This is a genomic window from Nonomuraea sp. CA-218870 (assembly GCF_050936535.1).
Taxonomy (GTDB): Bacteria; Actinomycetota; Actinomycetes; order Streptosporangiales; family Streptosporangiaceae; genus Nonomuraea; species Nonomuraea corallina.
In genome coordinates this window covers 5,728,225-5,742,426 of record NZ_JBNJMN010000001.1, presented here as the reverse complement: position 1 = coordinate 5,742,426, position 14,202 = coordinate 5,728,225, and the positions used below count along the sequence as shown (strand labels likewise).

12 protein-coding genes are annotated in these 14,202 nt (G+C 73.8%); 9 read left to right on the top strand and 3 right to left on the bottom strand.

Translation table 11 applies throughout. From position 1 onward, the window contains the following. Positions 1 to 65 precede the first annotated feature (65 nt). The 4 genes from ACQEUU_RS27465 to ACQEUU_RS27450 all read left to right on the top strand — a co-directional run bounded on the left by ACQEUU_RS27465 (position 66) and on the right by ACQEUU_RS27450 (position 4,190). Entirely contained in the window at positions 66 to 797 is a 732-nt protein-coding gene (locus ACQEUU_RS27465; RefSeq protein WP_433071257.1) for a class I SAM-dependent DNA methyltransferase, read from the top strand. Further along, on the top strand, positions 794 to 1,906 hold the full coding sequence (locus ACQEUU_RS27460) for a hypothetical protein (protein WP_433071255.1): 1,113 nt from the start codon (positions 794 to 796) through the stop codon (positions 1,904 to 1,906). The genes ACQEUU_RS27465 and ACQEUU_RS27460 overlap by 4 nt, the downstream gene beginning before the upstream one ends. After that, positions 1,903 to 3,099, top strand: a complete 1,197-nt coding sequence (locus tag ACQEUU_RS27455) for a M16 family metallopeptidase (protein WP_433071253.1) — start codon at positions 1,903 to 1,905, stop codon at positions 3,097 to 3,099. Before ACQEUU_RS27460 ends, ACQEUU_RS27455 begins: the two co-directional genes overlap by 4 nt. A 239-nt stretch (positions 3,100 to 3,338) precedes the next feature. Continuing rightward, the gene (locus ACQEUU_RS27450) at positions 3,339 to 4,190 is read left to right on the top strand and encodes a nucleoside-diphosphate kinase (protein WP_433071251.1); all 852 of its coding nucleotides are present in this window, start codon (positions 3,339 to 3,341) and stop codon (positions 4,188 to 4,190) included. Between the two features lie 11 nt (positions 4,191 to 4,201). Here the strand turns inward: ACQEUU_RS27450 and ACQEUU_RS27445 are convergent, their stop codons facing one another. Next, a complete protein-coding gene (locus ACQEUU_RS27445; RefSeq protein ID WP_433071249.1) occupies positions 4,202 to 5,251 on the bottom strand; it encodes a GNAT family N-acetyltransferase in 1,050 nt (349 codons plus the stop codon). Further along, positions 5,233 to 6,060, bottom strand: a complete 828-nt coding sequence (locus tag ACQEUU_RS27440) for a GNAT family N-acetyltransferase (RefSeq protein WP_433071247.1) — start codon at positions 6,058 to 6,060, stop codon at positions 5,233 to 5,235. The genes ACQEUU_RS27445 and ACQEUU_RS27440 overlap by 19 nt, the downstream gene beginning before the upstream one ends. A 228-nt stretch (positions 6,061 to 6,288) precedes the next feature. Between ACQEUU_RS27440 and ACQEUU_RS27435 the strand changes: the two genes are divergently transcribed. From ACQEUU_RS27435 to ACQEUU_RS27415, 5 genes are all read left to right on the top strand, one after another. Then, positions 6,289 to 7,494: a hypothetical protein gene (locus ACQEUU_RS27435; RefSeq protein ID WP_433071245.1), complete on the top strand. Its 1,206-nt coding sequence runs from the start codon at positions 6,289 to 6,291 to the stop codon at positions 7,492 to 7,494. After that, entirely contained in the window at positions 7,491 to 9,200 is a 1,710-nt protein-coding gene (locus ACQEUU_RS27430; protein ID WP_433071243.1) for an aminotransferase class I/II-fold pyridoxal phosphate-dependent enzyme, read from the top strand. The genes ACQEUU_RS27435 and ACQEUU_RS27430 overlap by 4 nt, the downstream gene beginning before the upstream one ends. Next, positions 9,197 to 10,999, top strand: a complete 1,803-nt coding sequence (locus ACQEUU_RS27425; RefSeq protein WP_433071241.1) for a DUF4910 domain-containing protein — start codon at positions 9,197 to 9,199, stop codon at positions 10,997 to 10,999. The genes ACQEUU_RS27430 and ACQEUU_RS27425 overlap by 4 nt, the downstream gene beginning before the upstream one ends. Then, positions 10,999 to 12,210 (top strand): MFS transporter, encoded by a 1,212-nt coding sequence (locus tag ACQEUU_RS27420; protein WP_433071239.1) that lies wholly within the window; start codon positions 10,999 to 11,001, stop codon positions 12,208 to 12,210. The genes ACQEUU_RS27425 and ACQEUU_RS27420 overlap by 1 nt, the downstream gene beginning before the upstream one ends. 219 nt (positions 12,211 to 12,429) lie before the next feature. Continuing rightward, positions 12,430 to 13,521, top strand: a complete 1,092-nt coding sequence (locus tag ACQEUU_RS27415; protein WP_433071237.1) for an alkaline phosphatase family protein — start codon at positions 12,430 to 12,432, stop codon at positions 13,519 to 13,521. Here the strand turns inward: ACQEUU_RS27415 and ACQEUU_RS27410 are convergent. Continuing rightward, complete coding sequence (locus ACQEUU_RS27410) at positions 13,502 to 14,158, bottom strand: hypothetical protein (RefSeq protein ID WP_433071235.1); 657 nt, start codon at positions 14,156 to 14,158, stop codon at positions 13,502 to 13,504. The genes ACQEUU_RS27415 and ACQEUU_RS27410 overlap by 20 nt on opposite strands. Positions 14,159 to 14,202: the final 44 nt, after the last annotated feature.

The window sequence follows — 14,202 nt, the reverse complement described above, 5'->3', positions numbered from 1 at the left end:
CCGGCCGGACCGTCCGGGCCGACGGGTCCGGTGATGTGATCGGGGTCCCGACACCGGAGAGCGTGATGCACGACTTCGATCACTGGGCGGAGCTCTACCTCACCTGGGCCGCCATGGGCGGCGCCGATCCGAGGGAGATCGCCTACTACCGGCGGCTGACCGACACGGCGGACGGGCCCGTGGCCGATCTCGGGATCGGTGTGGGCCGGCTGGCGGCCGAGCTCAAACCCCGGATCGGGGTGGACGTCTCGGCGGCGATGCTGCGCGCGGCCCGCGAGCGGCTCGGCGACGGCGTCCGGCTGATCCGGGCCGACCTGGCGGACTGCGAGCTGCCCGAGCCGGCGGCGCTGCAGTACTGCGGCCAGAACACCCTCAACCACCTGCGGCGCGAAGCCGTCCGCGACGCGCTGGCCTGCGCCTTCCGCAACGCGCTGCCGGGCGGACGGCTCGCCTTCGAGGTCGTCCAGCCGCGCCCCGAGCGGCAGAAGGCCCGGGACGGCGTGCCCAGGCTGCGGGTCTGGGACGAGCGGCGGGCCGTGTGGGAGGTCACCCGCATGCTGGACAAGCAAGGCCTGGAGGTCGAGATGGTGGGGCTGCTCGAAACGCTCGACGAGCTCCGGGTGGTGGACCGGCGCTACTTCCCGCCGATCCGGATGTGCATGCTCACCATGGCCGAGATCGGGACGTGGGCCAGGGAGACTGGCTGGGAGGTGGAGAGCGCGCACGCCGGGTTCACCGGGGAGCCGCTCGCCCCCGGGTCCTCGACGGCCGTGTGGTGCCTGCGCAGGCCGGCGTGACCGGGCCCGAGGTCGGCGCGGAGCAGCTGGTCGCGACCCTTGAGCTGATCACCGGTGAGGAGATGGAGACGCCGGGCGAGGTGCTCCACGTCGCCAGGCGCGAGCAGCCCTCGCTGGTGGCGACGCTGCTGAGCGCCTGGGAGAGCGAGGGGCGGCGGCTCAGCCCGGCCCTGGCGCACGAGCTGGAGCAGCAGCGCGGCCGGATGGCCTTCTACCGCGGCCAGTGGGCGCGCCTGCCCGCCCGGCCGGTCTCGCTCAAGGGGCTGGAGTTCGCCGACCGCTATCCGGGCGGCCTGGTCCGGTACATGAACGACCTCGACCTGTGGGTCCCCGACCGCGACCGGCTGTGGGCGCTGACCGGGTGGCTGCTCGGCGAGGGCTGGTCGATGCACACCGCCACCTTCGTCAGGTTCGGCGGCGACATGGAGATGATCGTCAGTCTGCGCCGCCTGCCGGACGATCCGTATGGTCTGCCGTACGGGATCGAGCTGAGCACGGTCGCCTACCTCGGCGACGGGATCGGCGCGCCGCACCGCGCGGACGCGCCGGCGGACCCTGTGGTGAAGAACCTCCTGGCGCTGCTGTACGAGCGGTTCGAGCAGCGGTACCGGGCCAGGGACGTGGTCGACGCCGCGCTGCTGCTCGGCGGGGCGGGCGGGGCCGCGCTCGCGCGGTGTGCCGAGGCGGTCGGCCGGGCGGAGCTGTGGCCGGAGTACGCGGAGCTGGCGCGGCTGCTGCGGCACAGCCCGTTCGAGGCGCCGGAGCTGCCTGGCGACCGCCGGGCGCAGGTCCGGCAGAGCCGGGCGCGGCGGCGGGTCCGGATGCTGAGGGCGCTGCGCCGGCCGGTCCGCCTGGCCGCCACGACGCTGCAGCTGCGCCGGCCGGGAGCGGCGGTCCTGGAACGGCTGAGTCCCAGGGCCGCGCTTGGAGCGGGGCTGATCCTGTTCGCGCTGCCGGTCGAGGGCGGCGAGCGCACGGACGCGCTGACGCTGCGCGAGTACGGCGGCGCGCTGTGGGCGCACACGCCGGTCGGACGGTTCATCCTCGTCCACGGCACCGAGGTGGACGAGGCACTGCTGGCCGGGGCAGAGCCGGTGGGCGCGCTGTGAGCCGTCCGGTCCACGTCGCCGCGCGCGGCGCTGCGCCCGCCTGGCTGGCGCATCGGCCGGGCGCCGCCGTGACCACGGTCAGCGTGTGGCTGCGCGCCGGTTCCCGGCACGAACGGCCCGGTACGGAGGGCGGCACCCACCTGCTGGAGCACGTCCTGATGCAGGCCCCGTCGGCCGGCGGGGAGCGGGTGGTCGACCTGCTGGAGGAGCTCGGCGGCGAGGCGAACGCGATCACCGGCCGTGAGCATCTGGTCCTGTACGCGCGGGTGCCGAGCGAGCGGGCGGCAGGGGCGCTGGACATCCTGGCCCGCGCCCTGGCCGAGCCCGAGCTGAGCGCGCCGTTGCTGGAGGCCGAGCGCAAGGTCGTCCAGGAGGAGCTGCGGCTGGCAGGGGCGGACCCCCTGGACGTGGTCCACGACGTCTTCTTCGGACTGGCCTATCCGGGTCACCCGATGGGCAGGCCGGTCGGCGGGACGATCGAGGAGACCGGGCGGCTGGAGCTGGACGCGCTGCGGGAGCATCACCGGCGCTTCCTCGGCTCGGCCGGCGTGGTGGTGTGCGGCGGCGCCGACCCCGACGAGCTGCTACGCGTCCTGGACAAGGGGCCGCTGGCCGCGTTGCCGCCGTGGCAGGAGAGCGGCCCCGGCGAGCCGCCCCGCTGGGGTGGCGGACGCGAGGCGCTGCGGCTGAACTCGGACACCGCCGGGGTGGTGCTGGGCGGCGCGGCGGCGCCGTACCGCGACCCTCGGCGCCACAACTGGCCCGTGCTGATGGAGCTGCTGGCCGGGGCCAGCTCGGCGCTGCTCACCGAGGAGCTGCGCAACCGGCGGGGGCTCTGCTACGAGCTGTGGGCGATGGTGGTTCCCTACCTCGACGCCGGGGCCTGGCGGGTCTTCCTCGCCACCGCGCCCGAACACGTGGACGAGGTCGTGGCCTGCGCGACGGAGCTGCTGGCCGAGCCGCGGTGGACCGAGGCGGAGGTGACGCGGGCGGCCAGGCGCGCGGCCGGGCTGCTGCGGCTGGAGGCGGAGCAGTCGCTGGAGGAGGCGCTGCTGTACGGCAGGCACGCCCTGATGGCGGGCCTGCCCGGCTGGACCCTCGCCGGCGAGCTGGCGGCCGTCGAGGCGGTGCGCGGGCCCGGCCTGGCCAGGACCCTCGGCCCGCTCGCCGTGGCGGCGGCGGGCGGCGCTTGATGGCGTTTTGCTGCCAACAACCGCCGCTCCCGGGGAGAACGCGGCGCAGAACGGCGACCATGAGCCCAGGAATCGTCCGTACAGAAAGGAGGGAAATGGATCGCCGGCGCCGAGTCAGCCAACGCCCCAAGCTGAACAAGAAGTGAGGAAGGAAAACATGGACCGGCACATTTATCACTGGATCAGGCGTCCCCGCGTCACGAAATCCCGTAAGGGCTAGAAATGAAAGGAAGTGACGGATGGCCGAGATCGTGTGGGACAGGACTGTCCTGTTCCTGTTTCCGCCCGACGCGTTGATGCGGCATCTCGTCACTCCCGTCCTGGAACGGCTGGAACGTCACGGGTTCGAGCCGACCCGCTACGAGGTGCTGTGGCACCGGCCGCCCGGGCAGGACGCCTTCCAGGAAACCAAGATCACTTCCGTCTGGAAGGCCTACTTCTACCGGCAGGTCGACGTGGTGTTCGATCTCGGGCCGAGCCTCGCCCTGCTGGTAGAGGACAGGTCGCCCGCGCCTGAGCCGCACCGGCGGCTGCGTGCCCTGAAGGGCGCGAGCGACCCGGCGGCGGCCGAGCCCGGCACGATCAGGCGTGACCTGCGCGGCGTCAACGTGCTGCTGGACCTGGTACACAGTTCCGACAGCCCGGAGGATTCCCGGCACGAGGCCGGGATCTTCATGGGCGACGGCTACGGCACCGCCCTCCACGGCGACCAGCGGCCGCTCCGCGACCTGGTGGCGCTCCTGGAGGCCGGGATCCCCCGCGAGAGCCGGGAGTTCGACGACGTGCGCACCGGGCTGCGCTCGCGGGTCATCGCCGCGCTCTGGCACGTGCTCGACGACGGGGCGCGCAAGCGGGCCCCCGAGCTGGCCGAGGAGACCCGGGACGGCGCGGGCGCCGAGCTCGCCGCGCTGCTCCCCGCCGGCCATCCGCTGGCCGAGTTCCTGGCCTGCGACTTCCTGCCCGGAGGCGAGCGGCTCGACCTGCGCAGGGCGGCCGCCAGGCTGGCGGTCCACGGGGTGTCGATGGACGCCTGGGAGCACGCCGTGCTGCAGACGTCGATGGTGTTCCCGCCGCTGCGCCGCTGGGAGTGACCCCCGGCGGGTCAGGGCGACAGCGTGGTCGTCCCGGCGCTCCACTCGACGAGCGGCCTGAGCTCCGGGTCCAGCGCCAGCACCCAGATCGGCAGCTCGACGGCCCGGCATCCGCGCGACAGCTTGGCCCGCCAGGAGCCGTGCCCGTAGTGCAGGCGGCCGACGCCGGCCTCGGCGGCGTGGCGGGCCGGCTCGTGGAACAGGGTCGCGAAGTAGGTGTGCCGCGTCTCGGGGACGCCGTACGCCATGGCCGTGCTCACGCAGTACCACGTGCCCCGGTGGGGGACGAAGAGCCCGTATCCCAGGAGTCGCTCGCCGAGTCCGGCGCTGAACAGCAGCGCGCCTCCCGAGCACAGCGCCTCAAGGCGGCGGGAGACGGCCGCCGGGTCGGGGCTGCCGCCGTACTTGCGGGAATGGCCGCACTTCAGCTCGGTCATCCCCGGCACCGGCCGCGAGATCTCGCTCGTACGGAGCCGCACTCCCGCGTCCGCCAGCCGCCGGAGCTCCCGCCGCGCCTCCTTCGCCCGGCGGGCCGGCAAGGGCGTGCCCGGGGTCAGCTCGCAGGAGTACGACATCGGCATCCCGGTGAAGCCCAGCCCGCCGAGTGCCCGCTCCAGCGCCTCCCCCCGCGTGTACAGGAACGCCACCGCCCGCAGCCCGCGGGCCCGCGCCCAGGAGACGATGCCGGACACCAGGAGCTCAACCGCCGCGGCGTCGTCCCCGGCCGGGCCGAGCGCGTGACACTCGTAACCGGGCAGCATGACCACCAGGTGCGGCGCGCACCCGGGCCAGGGCGCCCGCCGGGTCCGCGCCGCCCTGGTGGCCTCGCTCAGCGGCAGTTGGGGCGCGTCGGCCGTCAGCAGATGCCCGAGGTCGAACACCTCGCCCGGATGCGGCCGCTCGACGACGGTCCCGTGCAGGATCACCCCGCCCAGCTCGAAGGTGTACGGCGATCCGGGCACCCGTCCGCTCATGGCGGCCAGCCAGCGGCCGGTGCTGAACAGCGGTCCCTCGACCGGGAGCAGCCCGGCGGTCACCCGCATCAGACCTTCGCCAGGCACGCGTCGAGCGCCAGGCGGCTCAGCCCGTGCCTGAGCTTGAACCGAGGGTTCCCCCGCCCGCCCTCCAGGACCTCGCAGCCCTCGCGCAGCGCCTGCTCGGCGGTCGCGGCGTGCAGCAGCGCGTAGGGACTGAACCCGCCCGCCACGTCGTAGTCCACCCCGCACGCCCAGGCGTGGAAGCGGCGGCCGTCGCGCAGCACGATCCCGGCGGCGATGAGCCGCTCCTCCTGGCGGATCTCGATGGCGAGGGCCAGGTCGCCCAGCCCGGTGACGAACCCGGCGAACAGGTCGGGCGGGTAGAAGCCGCCGGTGCCATGCCTGGCCGCGGTCCTGGCGCACAGCCGCCCGATCTCCATGAGGTCCGCCTCACCCGGGGGGCCGACCCGCTGCCACACGCCGGACTCCGCCGCTCTGCGCCGGCCCCGGCGCAGGTTGGCGTGCGCCTTTCGGGTGGCGTGGACGAAGGGATGCGGCAGCCCGCGCAGGTCGAGCCGGAAACGGTCCTCGATGTGCTCGGCGGGGAACCCCAGCCCGACCAGGCCGGCGCGGAGCGGCGAGTCGTGCGCGACGTTGACGAAGCCGTACCACCCGGCCTCCAGTTCCAGGGCCAGCGCGCGCATCGCGCCGACCACCGCCTCCAGCCGCGCCGCGCCGGGCAGCCAGGCGTCGTAGCAGTGCCAGACATGGCTCAGCAGCCCACGCTCCGCGCCGGTGACCGGGTAGCGGGCCGCCAACTGGCCGAGCGGGTCCAGCCCGTCCATCAGCGCGAGGGGAAGCACCGCGACCGGACGGCCGCCCTCGCGCACCACCGCATAACGGAATGACCGCACAGCCGTCAGCGGCGAATGCGCATAGGACCGTAAATATCGATGCCGATAGAAAACCGGCGCCCCGCAGGACGAGACAATCTCATCCCATTCCGCACCGTCAAGGTCGTCGATTGACGTGAAGATGCCAATTTCCGGACTGCCGCTCATGTCATCCTTTCGCCGCAGGTAAGAAGGATATTAAGCACGAGAATGAGCGAGGAGAAAGCCGTGGCCCAAGTCGTCTTCCATAACAAGGTGGGCGGTTCAGAAACTCTGGAGGCCGCCACCGGCCGGCCGCTCACGGAGGTCCTGACCGCCCACGGCATCCCCGTCAACGCGGTCATCACCACCCGCAACGGCAAGATCGTTCCTGAGGAGACGACGATCGTCGGCGAGCACGACGTCATCGAACTGCGTCAGGTGCGCCACTACGACCTCGACGTCACCCGCCGCCCCGCGACCACGGTGTACGGCACACCCGACCCGATCTACACCAAGTCCATCCTGTTCGACACCATGGGCCGCCTGGAACGGCGGGTGGAGCAGTTCGACGAGGAGAGCTTCGTCCGCTACGTCGAGGAGACCTTCGTCCAGGGCGTGCTGCGCCACGGCGTGCTCCAGGCCGGCGACAACGTGGTCATCGGCCTGTCGGGAGGCCGCGACAGCGTCGCCTTCCTGAAGCTGCTGGAGCGCACCCGGCACCGGCTGCCCGCCTTCACGATGACCTCGGTGACGATCACCGGCCTGCCCGACTGGGAGGAGCCCGCCACCTTCGCCGCCGCCCGCGCCTCGGCCGAAGGGCTCGGCATCGGCCAGGCCATCGTCGACGCCTCCGACATCGAGCGGGTCTTCAAGCTCCGCCGCCCCTTCGTCGAGGCGATGAACGAGGTGGTCGGCGGCGACCGGAGCCACCTGAACATGGTCGTGGGACACCAGGTGCTGCGGCGCATGCTGGAGGACCACGCCCAGCGCATCGGCGCCGGCACGGTCGCGTTCGGGTTCAACGCCGACGACCTGGTGGCCAGCATGGTCACGTGGATCACCAGCGGCTTCCGGATGGGCGGCATCCCGGTCAGGCAGATCGGCGGGATGCGCTACGTCTTCCCGCTCTACCGCATCCCGAAGAAGGAACTGACCATCTACCTGGAGCTGGTGGCCCCCGAACTGAACCGCCAGGGCACCCCCGGCCGCTTCACCACCGGCCCTCAGGAACGCTCGATGGCCTACGCCATGGCCGACCACCTGTACGGTCTGTGGCCCGGCATCGACTACTACCTGTTCGAGTCGTTCGCCACCATGCAGCGCTACATGTTCCCGCTGGTCGAAGAGAAGTGCCGGGTCTGTGAAGGCGTCTACGTGGCGCAGGAAGGGGTGCGCAACCCCGTCGACATCTGCGACGTGTGCGACTTCTTCGCGCGCCAGGAGTTCGCGTGACCCGTTGGTACACCGAGTACTTCACCGCCGACTACTGGAGCTTCGCGCGGCACGAGTACACCCCCGAGCGCACCGCCGCGGAGAGCGCCTACCTGCTGCGGGTGCTGGGAGAGCACGCGCCGGGCAGGCGGGTGCTCGACCTCGGCTGCGGCACCGGCCGGCACGCCGTCGAACTGGCCGGGCACGGCTACCGGGTCACCGGGGTCGACGTCTGCGCGTGGGCGCTGGACCAGGCCAGGACGGCGGCGGACCGGGAAGGCGTGCGCCTCGGCCTGATCGAGGGCGACCTGCTGGAGCGGGTCGAGCTGCCGGAAGCGGACGCGGCCGTCTGCGTGCAGGCCTTCGGCTGGGGACGGGACGACGAGCAGCTCGCCCTGCTGCGGCGGGTGCGCGAGCGCCTGGTGCCGGGCGGGCTGCTGGTTCTGGACCACTCGAACGTCGCGGCCATCCTCGACGGCTACCGGGCCCGTGACCGTTTCGAGGCGGCCGGCGACACCTTCGACTTCCTGCGCACCTACGACCCGCTGGAGGGCCGCAGCCGCGGCGAGCTGCGGGTGGCCCACGCCGACGGCCGGGTCGCCGTGCTGCGCGACGACGTCAGGCTCTACCTGCCGAGCGAGGTCGTGGCCCTGGTGCGGGCCGCGGGCTTCGAGCTGGTCCGGGCCGACGCCGGCTTCACCGCCGGCGCCCCCGTCCTGCCGGGGACCCGCTACGTCCAGCTCCTCGCCGTCGTGGCGCCGCGCCCCCGGCCCGCCGTGCTCGGCCACCGGGGCCGGGGCGCCGAGGTGGACCTGCGCTGGGCGCCCGACGAGATCGACCTCGTACGGGACGCGATCGACGAGGCCTGGGCCGCGGTCGGCGACCCCCGGGAACCGGCCCGCGCGTACGCCCTGGACGACCCGTACGGCTCGGCGAGGGCCGCCCCGGTGCTCGCCCGCCACTTCGGCGTGCCGCTCGACCCCGGCCAGGTGGTGACGGGGGCGGGCACGACCGGGCTGCTCCACGCGCTGGCCGGGCCCGGCAGGCTGCTGCACACCCCGCACGCCCACCCCGACCTGCCCGCCTGGTCCGCGCAGCGCGGCGCGGAGCTGCGCGTGTACACGCCCGGTCAGGACGTGACGGCCGAACGGCCGACGACCGTCCTGCTCGAACGGCCCGGCGTGCGCGGCGACGTGCTGCCGCTGGAGCAAGTGGCGGAGCTGGCCAGGGCCGCCGCCGCGGCGGGCGGGATGCTCGTCGTCGACGAGGCCTGCGCGAACTACCTCGGCCCAGAGGCCAGCGCGGCCCCGCTGACCGCCCGGACGCCCGGCCTCGTCGTGCTGCGCAGCCTGTCGAAGGGCTACTGCTGCGGCGGGCTGCGAGCCGGCTTCGCGATGTGCTCCCCTGACGTGGCGGGAGCGGTCCGCCAGGCGGTGCCGCCCCTGGGGATGTCGGCGTTGTCGCTGGAGGTGGGGCTGCGGCTGCTCGACCGGGGCGACGTGCTGGCCCCGCTGCGGGAAGCCGTCGCGGCGGCCAAGCCGGAGCTGGTGGAGGCGCTGCGCGGGCTCGGCTGCCGGGTGGAGCCGGGGCATCCCGCGCTGCCCTGGGTCGTGACGGAGGACGAGCTGCCGCCGTGGCTGGCCGGGCGGCGGCTGCCGGGCCTGACCCGGGTCAGCGTGCCGCTCTCGGCCGCCCGCCGCGCGGCGCTCCGCCGGGTCGCCGCATGAGAACCGTCGGCGACGCCGTACAGGACGTGTTCGGCCGTTTCGACGTACGGCAGGCGGTCGAGGACGTCGCCGAGCTGGCCGTGTTCGACCGGTACCAGGCGTCCGACGGGATCCGCTCGGCCGCCGAGCACGTCGCCGCCCGGGCGGAGCGGGCGGGCCTGAGCGGCGTGCGGATCCTGGAGTTCCCCGCCGACGGCGCCCGGCGCTGGTGGAGCTTCCGCGCCCCGCTTTCCTGGACGCCGGTGCGGGCCGCGATCGACGACGTGGTGCGCTATCCCGAGCAGCCGTTCACGCTGGCGGCGGGCTCGGCGGCGACCCCGCCCGGCGGCGTCATCGTCCCCGTGGCGCCTCTGGCGGCCGCGGGCGAAGGCGTGCTGGCCGTGCACGACGATCCCGGCACGCCGGTGCCTGCCGCGATCAGCCGGGCCGCTGACGCCGGCGCGTTCGGCCTGGTCACCGACCGCCTTCCCGGCCCGGGCCGGGTCGAACTGCCCGCAGGGAGCCGCCTGGTCGCCTTCGGCGTCACCCCCGGGCAGGCGGCCGAGCTGCTGCGGCGCGGCCGGGTCCGGGTCGAGGTCGAGACGCACCGGCGGGCCGCCATGCCCGTCGTCACCGGCCTTCTGCCCGGAGCCGGGCCTGAGGAGGTGCTGCTCTCGGCGCATCTGTGCCATCCGCGTCCCAGCGTCAACGACAACGCCTCAGGGGCCGCCGCGCTGCTCGGCGTGGCCCGGGCGCTCGCGGGCGGGCGGGGGCGGCGGGGCGTCAGGTTCGTCTGGGGACCCGAGTTCACCGGGATGGCCGCCTACCTGCACGACGTCGCCGGTCGCCCGCCGGTGGCCGCCGTGAACGTGGACATGGCGGGACAGGACCAGCGCCGGTGCGGCGGGCCGCTCATCGTCGAGCGCAGCCCCGACCACCTGCCCGGCTTCGTCAACGCGCTCACGGAGCACGTCGTGGCGGCGCTGCCGCAGGCCGCGCGCTCCTACTCGGGCGCGGTGGCCTGCGACACCTGGGCCTGGCGGGCCACGCCGTTCGTCGGGGCCTCCGACCACAGCCTGCTCGTGGACGCGTCCATCGGCTGCCCGACGGTGTCACTCGGGCACTGGCCCGACCGGTTCAACCACAGCGCCGCCGACACGCTCGACAAGCTCGACCCGGCGGAGCTGCGCCGCACCGCCACGGTCGCGGGAGCGGTCGCGGCGGTGCTCGCCGGGCTCGCGGGCGAGCGCGCCGAACTGGAGAGCATCGCGGTGGGCTGGGGGGCGGAGCGGCTGCTCGACTGCCGGCAGCGGTCACCGGCGCTGCTGCGCCACCGCACCGCCGTGGCGCTGAGCGCCCTGGACGGGCTGACCGGGCTCCGCGGCCCGGGGCCTGACGACGGCTCCCGCGCCTGGCTGACGGGCCTGGCGGAGCACATGGCCGCCCAGACGGACGACGGCTCCCACGTCCGGCCGGCCGCCCCGGCGGAGCACGCGGCCGTCCTGACACCGGCCGGCGCGGGCCGCCCGGCGGGCGGCGGACGGGCGCTCAGCCGTACCTGGGAAGGACCGTTCAACCTGCGCGGGCTGGCCGAGGCGTCGGGCCTCGCCGGGCGCGCGTGGCTGGAGCGGCAGGCGGCGCGGGACAGGGCCCGTTCCTACGCCCTCATGCTGGCCCTCGCCCACGGCGTCGACGGCCGCAGGGACCGGGCGGCGGTCGCCGCCTACGCGCGGTGCGCGGCCGAGCTGCCGGTGCCGGAGGAGTTCGCTCACGAGTTCCTGGCCGTGCTCGTCGAGGCCGGCTGGGCGAAGGAGGGCTGATGCGCGAACTGCTGCGCGACCGCGGGTTCCTGCTGCTGTTCTTCGGCCAGACGGTGAACATGATCGGGGACCGGGCGCTCCTGGTGGTGCTGGGCATCTACGTCAAGGAACTGACCGGCTCGGACACGATGGCCGGGGTGGTGTTCATCCTGCTGTCGGTGCCGTCGTTCTTCGCGCCGCTGACCGGGCTGCTCGTCGACAGGTTCCCCCGGCGGAAGGTCCTGATCGTCAACGACTTGCTGGCCGGGGCGCTGGTGCTCTGCCTGCTGCTGGTGCGGCATCCGGGCGATCTGTGGATCGTGTTCGCGGTCACGCTCGGCTACGGCTTCGCCAACCACGTCTTCAACGCGGCCAGGGGCGGCCTGATCCACTCCATGGTCCCCGAGCGGCTGCTCGGCGACGCGAACGGGTTGCTCAGCTCGCTCGGCCAGGGGCTGCGGGTGCTCGGCCCGCTGCTCGGCGCGGGACTCTATGCGGCCCTGGGGCTGTCGGCCGTGGCGATCCTGGACACGGGGACGTTCCTGCTGTCGGTGCTGGTGCTGCTCATGCTGCGGCGGGCGCCCGACCTGGCCAGGCCGGCGCCGCGGGAGCCGGGCCGGTTCCGCGCCGATCTGCTGGCGGGGGTGCGGCACCTCCTGAGCGAGCGGGAGCTGCGCGGCGGCGTGCTCGCCGTCGCCGCGGCCCTGGGCGCGGCCGGGCTGGTCAATCCGGCCATGTTCGCCGCCGTGGAGCAAGGGCTCGGCCGGCCGGCCGCGTTCGTCGGCGTCATCGCCTCCTTCCAGGGCGTGGGCTCCGTGGCCGGCGGCTTCGTCGTCGCCGTGCTCATCAAGCGGTACGGCGAGCGTCGCGCGGCGGCCGTCGGCTTCGCCCTCAGCACGGCGGGCCTGGCGCTGATGCTTCCCGCCACGGAGGTGACGATGTGCGCGGGCGCCGTTCTGGTGGGCCTTTCCATCCCGATTTTCATGGTCGCCACGACCACGCTCGTGCAGCGCCGTACCGAGAGCGGTATGCAGGGCCGTGCGCTCACCGCAATGGAGGCCATCATCGACGTCCCGTTCGTGCTGTCGATGGGGGTCGGGGCGCTCGTCGTGGGATTCCTCGACTTCCGGGTGATGTACGCGGCGGCGGCGGTGATTTTCGCCGTGGTGGCGGCGTCCGTGCTGGTGAGGCCGGGGTGGCGGGTTGATGCCACACTGACGCGCGTTGATTGACCACGCTAATCACGATTTTTATCGTTAAATCACAGAAATAGGCTGAAATGCCTATGCCCGGCAAGGAGGCACTTGTGCTGCACGAAAACGTCCAGGCCACAGTAAGAACCCCCATCATGACGACTCCGGAATTCGTCGAGAACATGCTCGCCGCGCGCCAGGCGGTACAGATCGTGAAGTTCCGCACGACCTGCACCGACTGCGTGCCGAACTACTGACATGACTGAGGCCGGGACGCTCGCTCGCCCCGGGCTCGACCTGCGTGCCGTCCCCGGCCTGGTTCTCTCGGAACTGGGCCGGGGCGGTCGCGGCGTGCTCGTGCTGGCCGTGGACGGACTGTCGTGGCAGGTCGCCCGGCGGGTATGGCGGTCCGCCGAGCTCACCTGTCTGACCTCCACCTTTCCCAGCACTTCGGCCAGCGCGTGGATGACCTCGGTCACCGGCGCGCCGGTGAGTGACCATCTGGTGGTCGGCGCGGCCTATCGCGAGCGGGCCGGCGGGCCGCTCGTCGACGTGATCACGGGGGACGTCCTGGCGGGGGAGCCGGCGCCGCGCGGACCGGTCGTGCGCCTGCCCACGATCTTCGAGCGGGCGGAAGGCGCCGATCCGATGGTGGTGGGCCGTGAGCTCGACCTGCTGTCCGGTCCCTGGGTGGACGCGCTCACCCGCGGCGCGGCGCGCCGGCCGGCGCGGGAGGCGCTGACCCGCGACCCGCACGGCCTGGTCGCGGGGGTCGCGGCGGACGTCGAGGCGGCGATCGGCGTGCGGCGGACCCGGCCCCTGCTGCTGTGGGTCTACGTCAACCTCGACGACCACCTGCATCGGCACGGCTACGACGAGCGGGCCGTGGACGCGCTGGCCGAACTGGAGCGGCACGCGACGGCCTGGGCCGCGAGGGGGTGGCGCGTGCTCGCCCACGCCGATCACGGCCTGGTCCCGGTCGCCTCCGACCCCGTGCTGGCGCGACGCTGGGAGCGGGTGGACGCGCCCGGACTGTGCGAGCTCCCGGGCGGCGGGGCCGGCCGGGTTCGCTGGCTCTACCCGCGGGCGGGCAGGGAGAACGAGGTGGCCGAACGCCTCGCGGAGGCCCTGGACGGTCATGCCCGGGTGCTGCCGGCGAGCGCTCTCGGCGAACTGGGCCTGATGGAGGTCGCCGGTCCGGTGCGGGAGCGGCTCGGCGCGGTGGTGGCGATCGCCACGTCACCGCGCTTCCCGCTCCCCGATCCCGGCCTCTCCTATGAGCACGGGGCGCTCAGCGACGAGGAGACGCTGGTCCCGCTGGCGCGCTGGGTCAGATCCAGCCGCGCCTGACGGCCTCCGCCCCGGCCTGGAAACGGCTGGCGGCGTTGAGGCGCTCCATCACGCCCGCCACCCGCCTGGCGAAGGTCCGCTTGCTGAGGTGCAGCCGCGCGGCGGCGCGGTCGTCGGTGAGGCCGTCGTCGAGGGCCCGCAGCACCTCGTCGTGTCCATCGTCGTGCCCTTCGTCGCCGGCCGCGTCGCTGCGCCGCTCGTCGAGGATCCGGCAGATCGTGTCGAAGACTCCCGCCACGGAGGCGGCGACCACAGGATGGGGGATCCTCTCCAGCCGCCCGGTGTGGGCGGGGCCGGGGTGCGCGACGTAGGCGACCACCCGGTCCCGTACGAGCACCTGATAGGGCAGGCCGGTCACGGCCCGCGCGGTCGCGCCCGCCTGCCAGGCCTGCGCGAGAGGGGACGTACGGCCCGGCCGCCCGGGTCCGTGCAGGATCCGGACGGCGACCCGGCGCCGGGCGAGCCGGGCGAACAGGCGGGGCAGGGCGGGGTGCAGGCGCTCGGGCTCGGCGGACAGCACGAGCAACTCGGCGTGGGTCTGCTCGGCCAGTTCCAGCTCCAGGAGCGGGAGCCCGAGCTGCGTTGTGGGATGGTCGGTGGGTTTGAAGGGGACGGTTCTGCTGCTGTTGAGAGACATCGATACCAACCCGGTTGCCAGTCGAAGTATCACCACTTCGAACG

Coding starts and splice junctions, on each gene's coding strand:
- ACQEUU_RS27465 (WP_433071257.1), top strand. CDS start 66: ATGCACGACTTCGATCACTGGGCGGAGCTCTACCTCACCTGGGCCGCC.
- ACQEUU_RS27450 (WP_433071251.1), top strand. CDS start 3,339: ATGGCCGAGATCGTGTGGGACAGGACTGTCCTGTTCCTGTTTCCGCCC.
- ACQEUU_RS27425 (WP_433071241.1), top strand. CDS start 9,197: ATGAGAACCGTCGGCGACGCCGTACAGGACGTGTTCGGCCGTTTCGAC.
- ACQEUU_RS27420 (WP_433071239.1), top strand. CDS start 10,999: ATGCGCGAACTGCTGCGCGACCGCGGGTTCCTGCTGCTGTTCTTCGGC.
- ACQEUU_RS27415 (WP_433071237.1), top strand. CDS start 12,430: ATGACTGAGGCCGGGACGCTCGCTCGCCCCGGGCTCGACCTGCGTGCC.
- ACQEUU_RS27410 (WP_433071235.1), bottom strand. CDS start 14,158: ATGTCTCTCAACAGCAGCAGAACCGTCCCCTTCAAACCCACCGACCAT.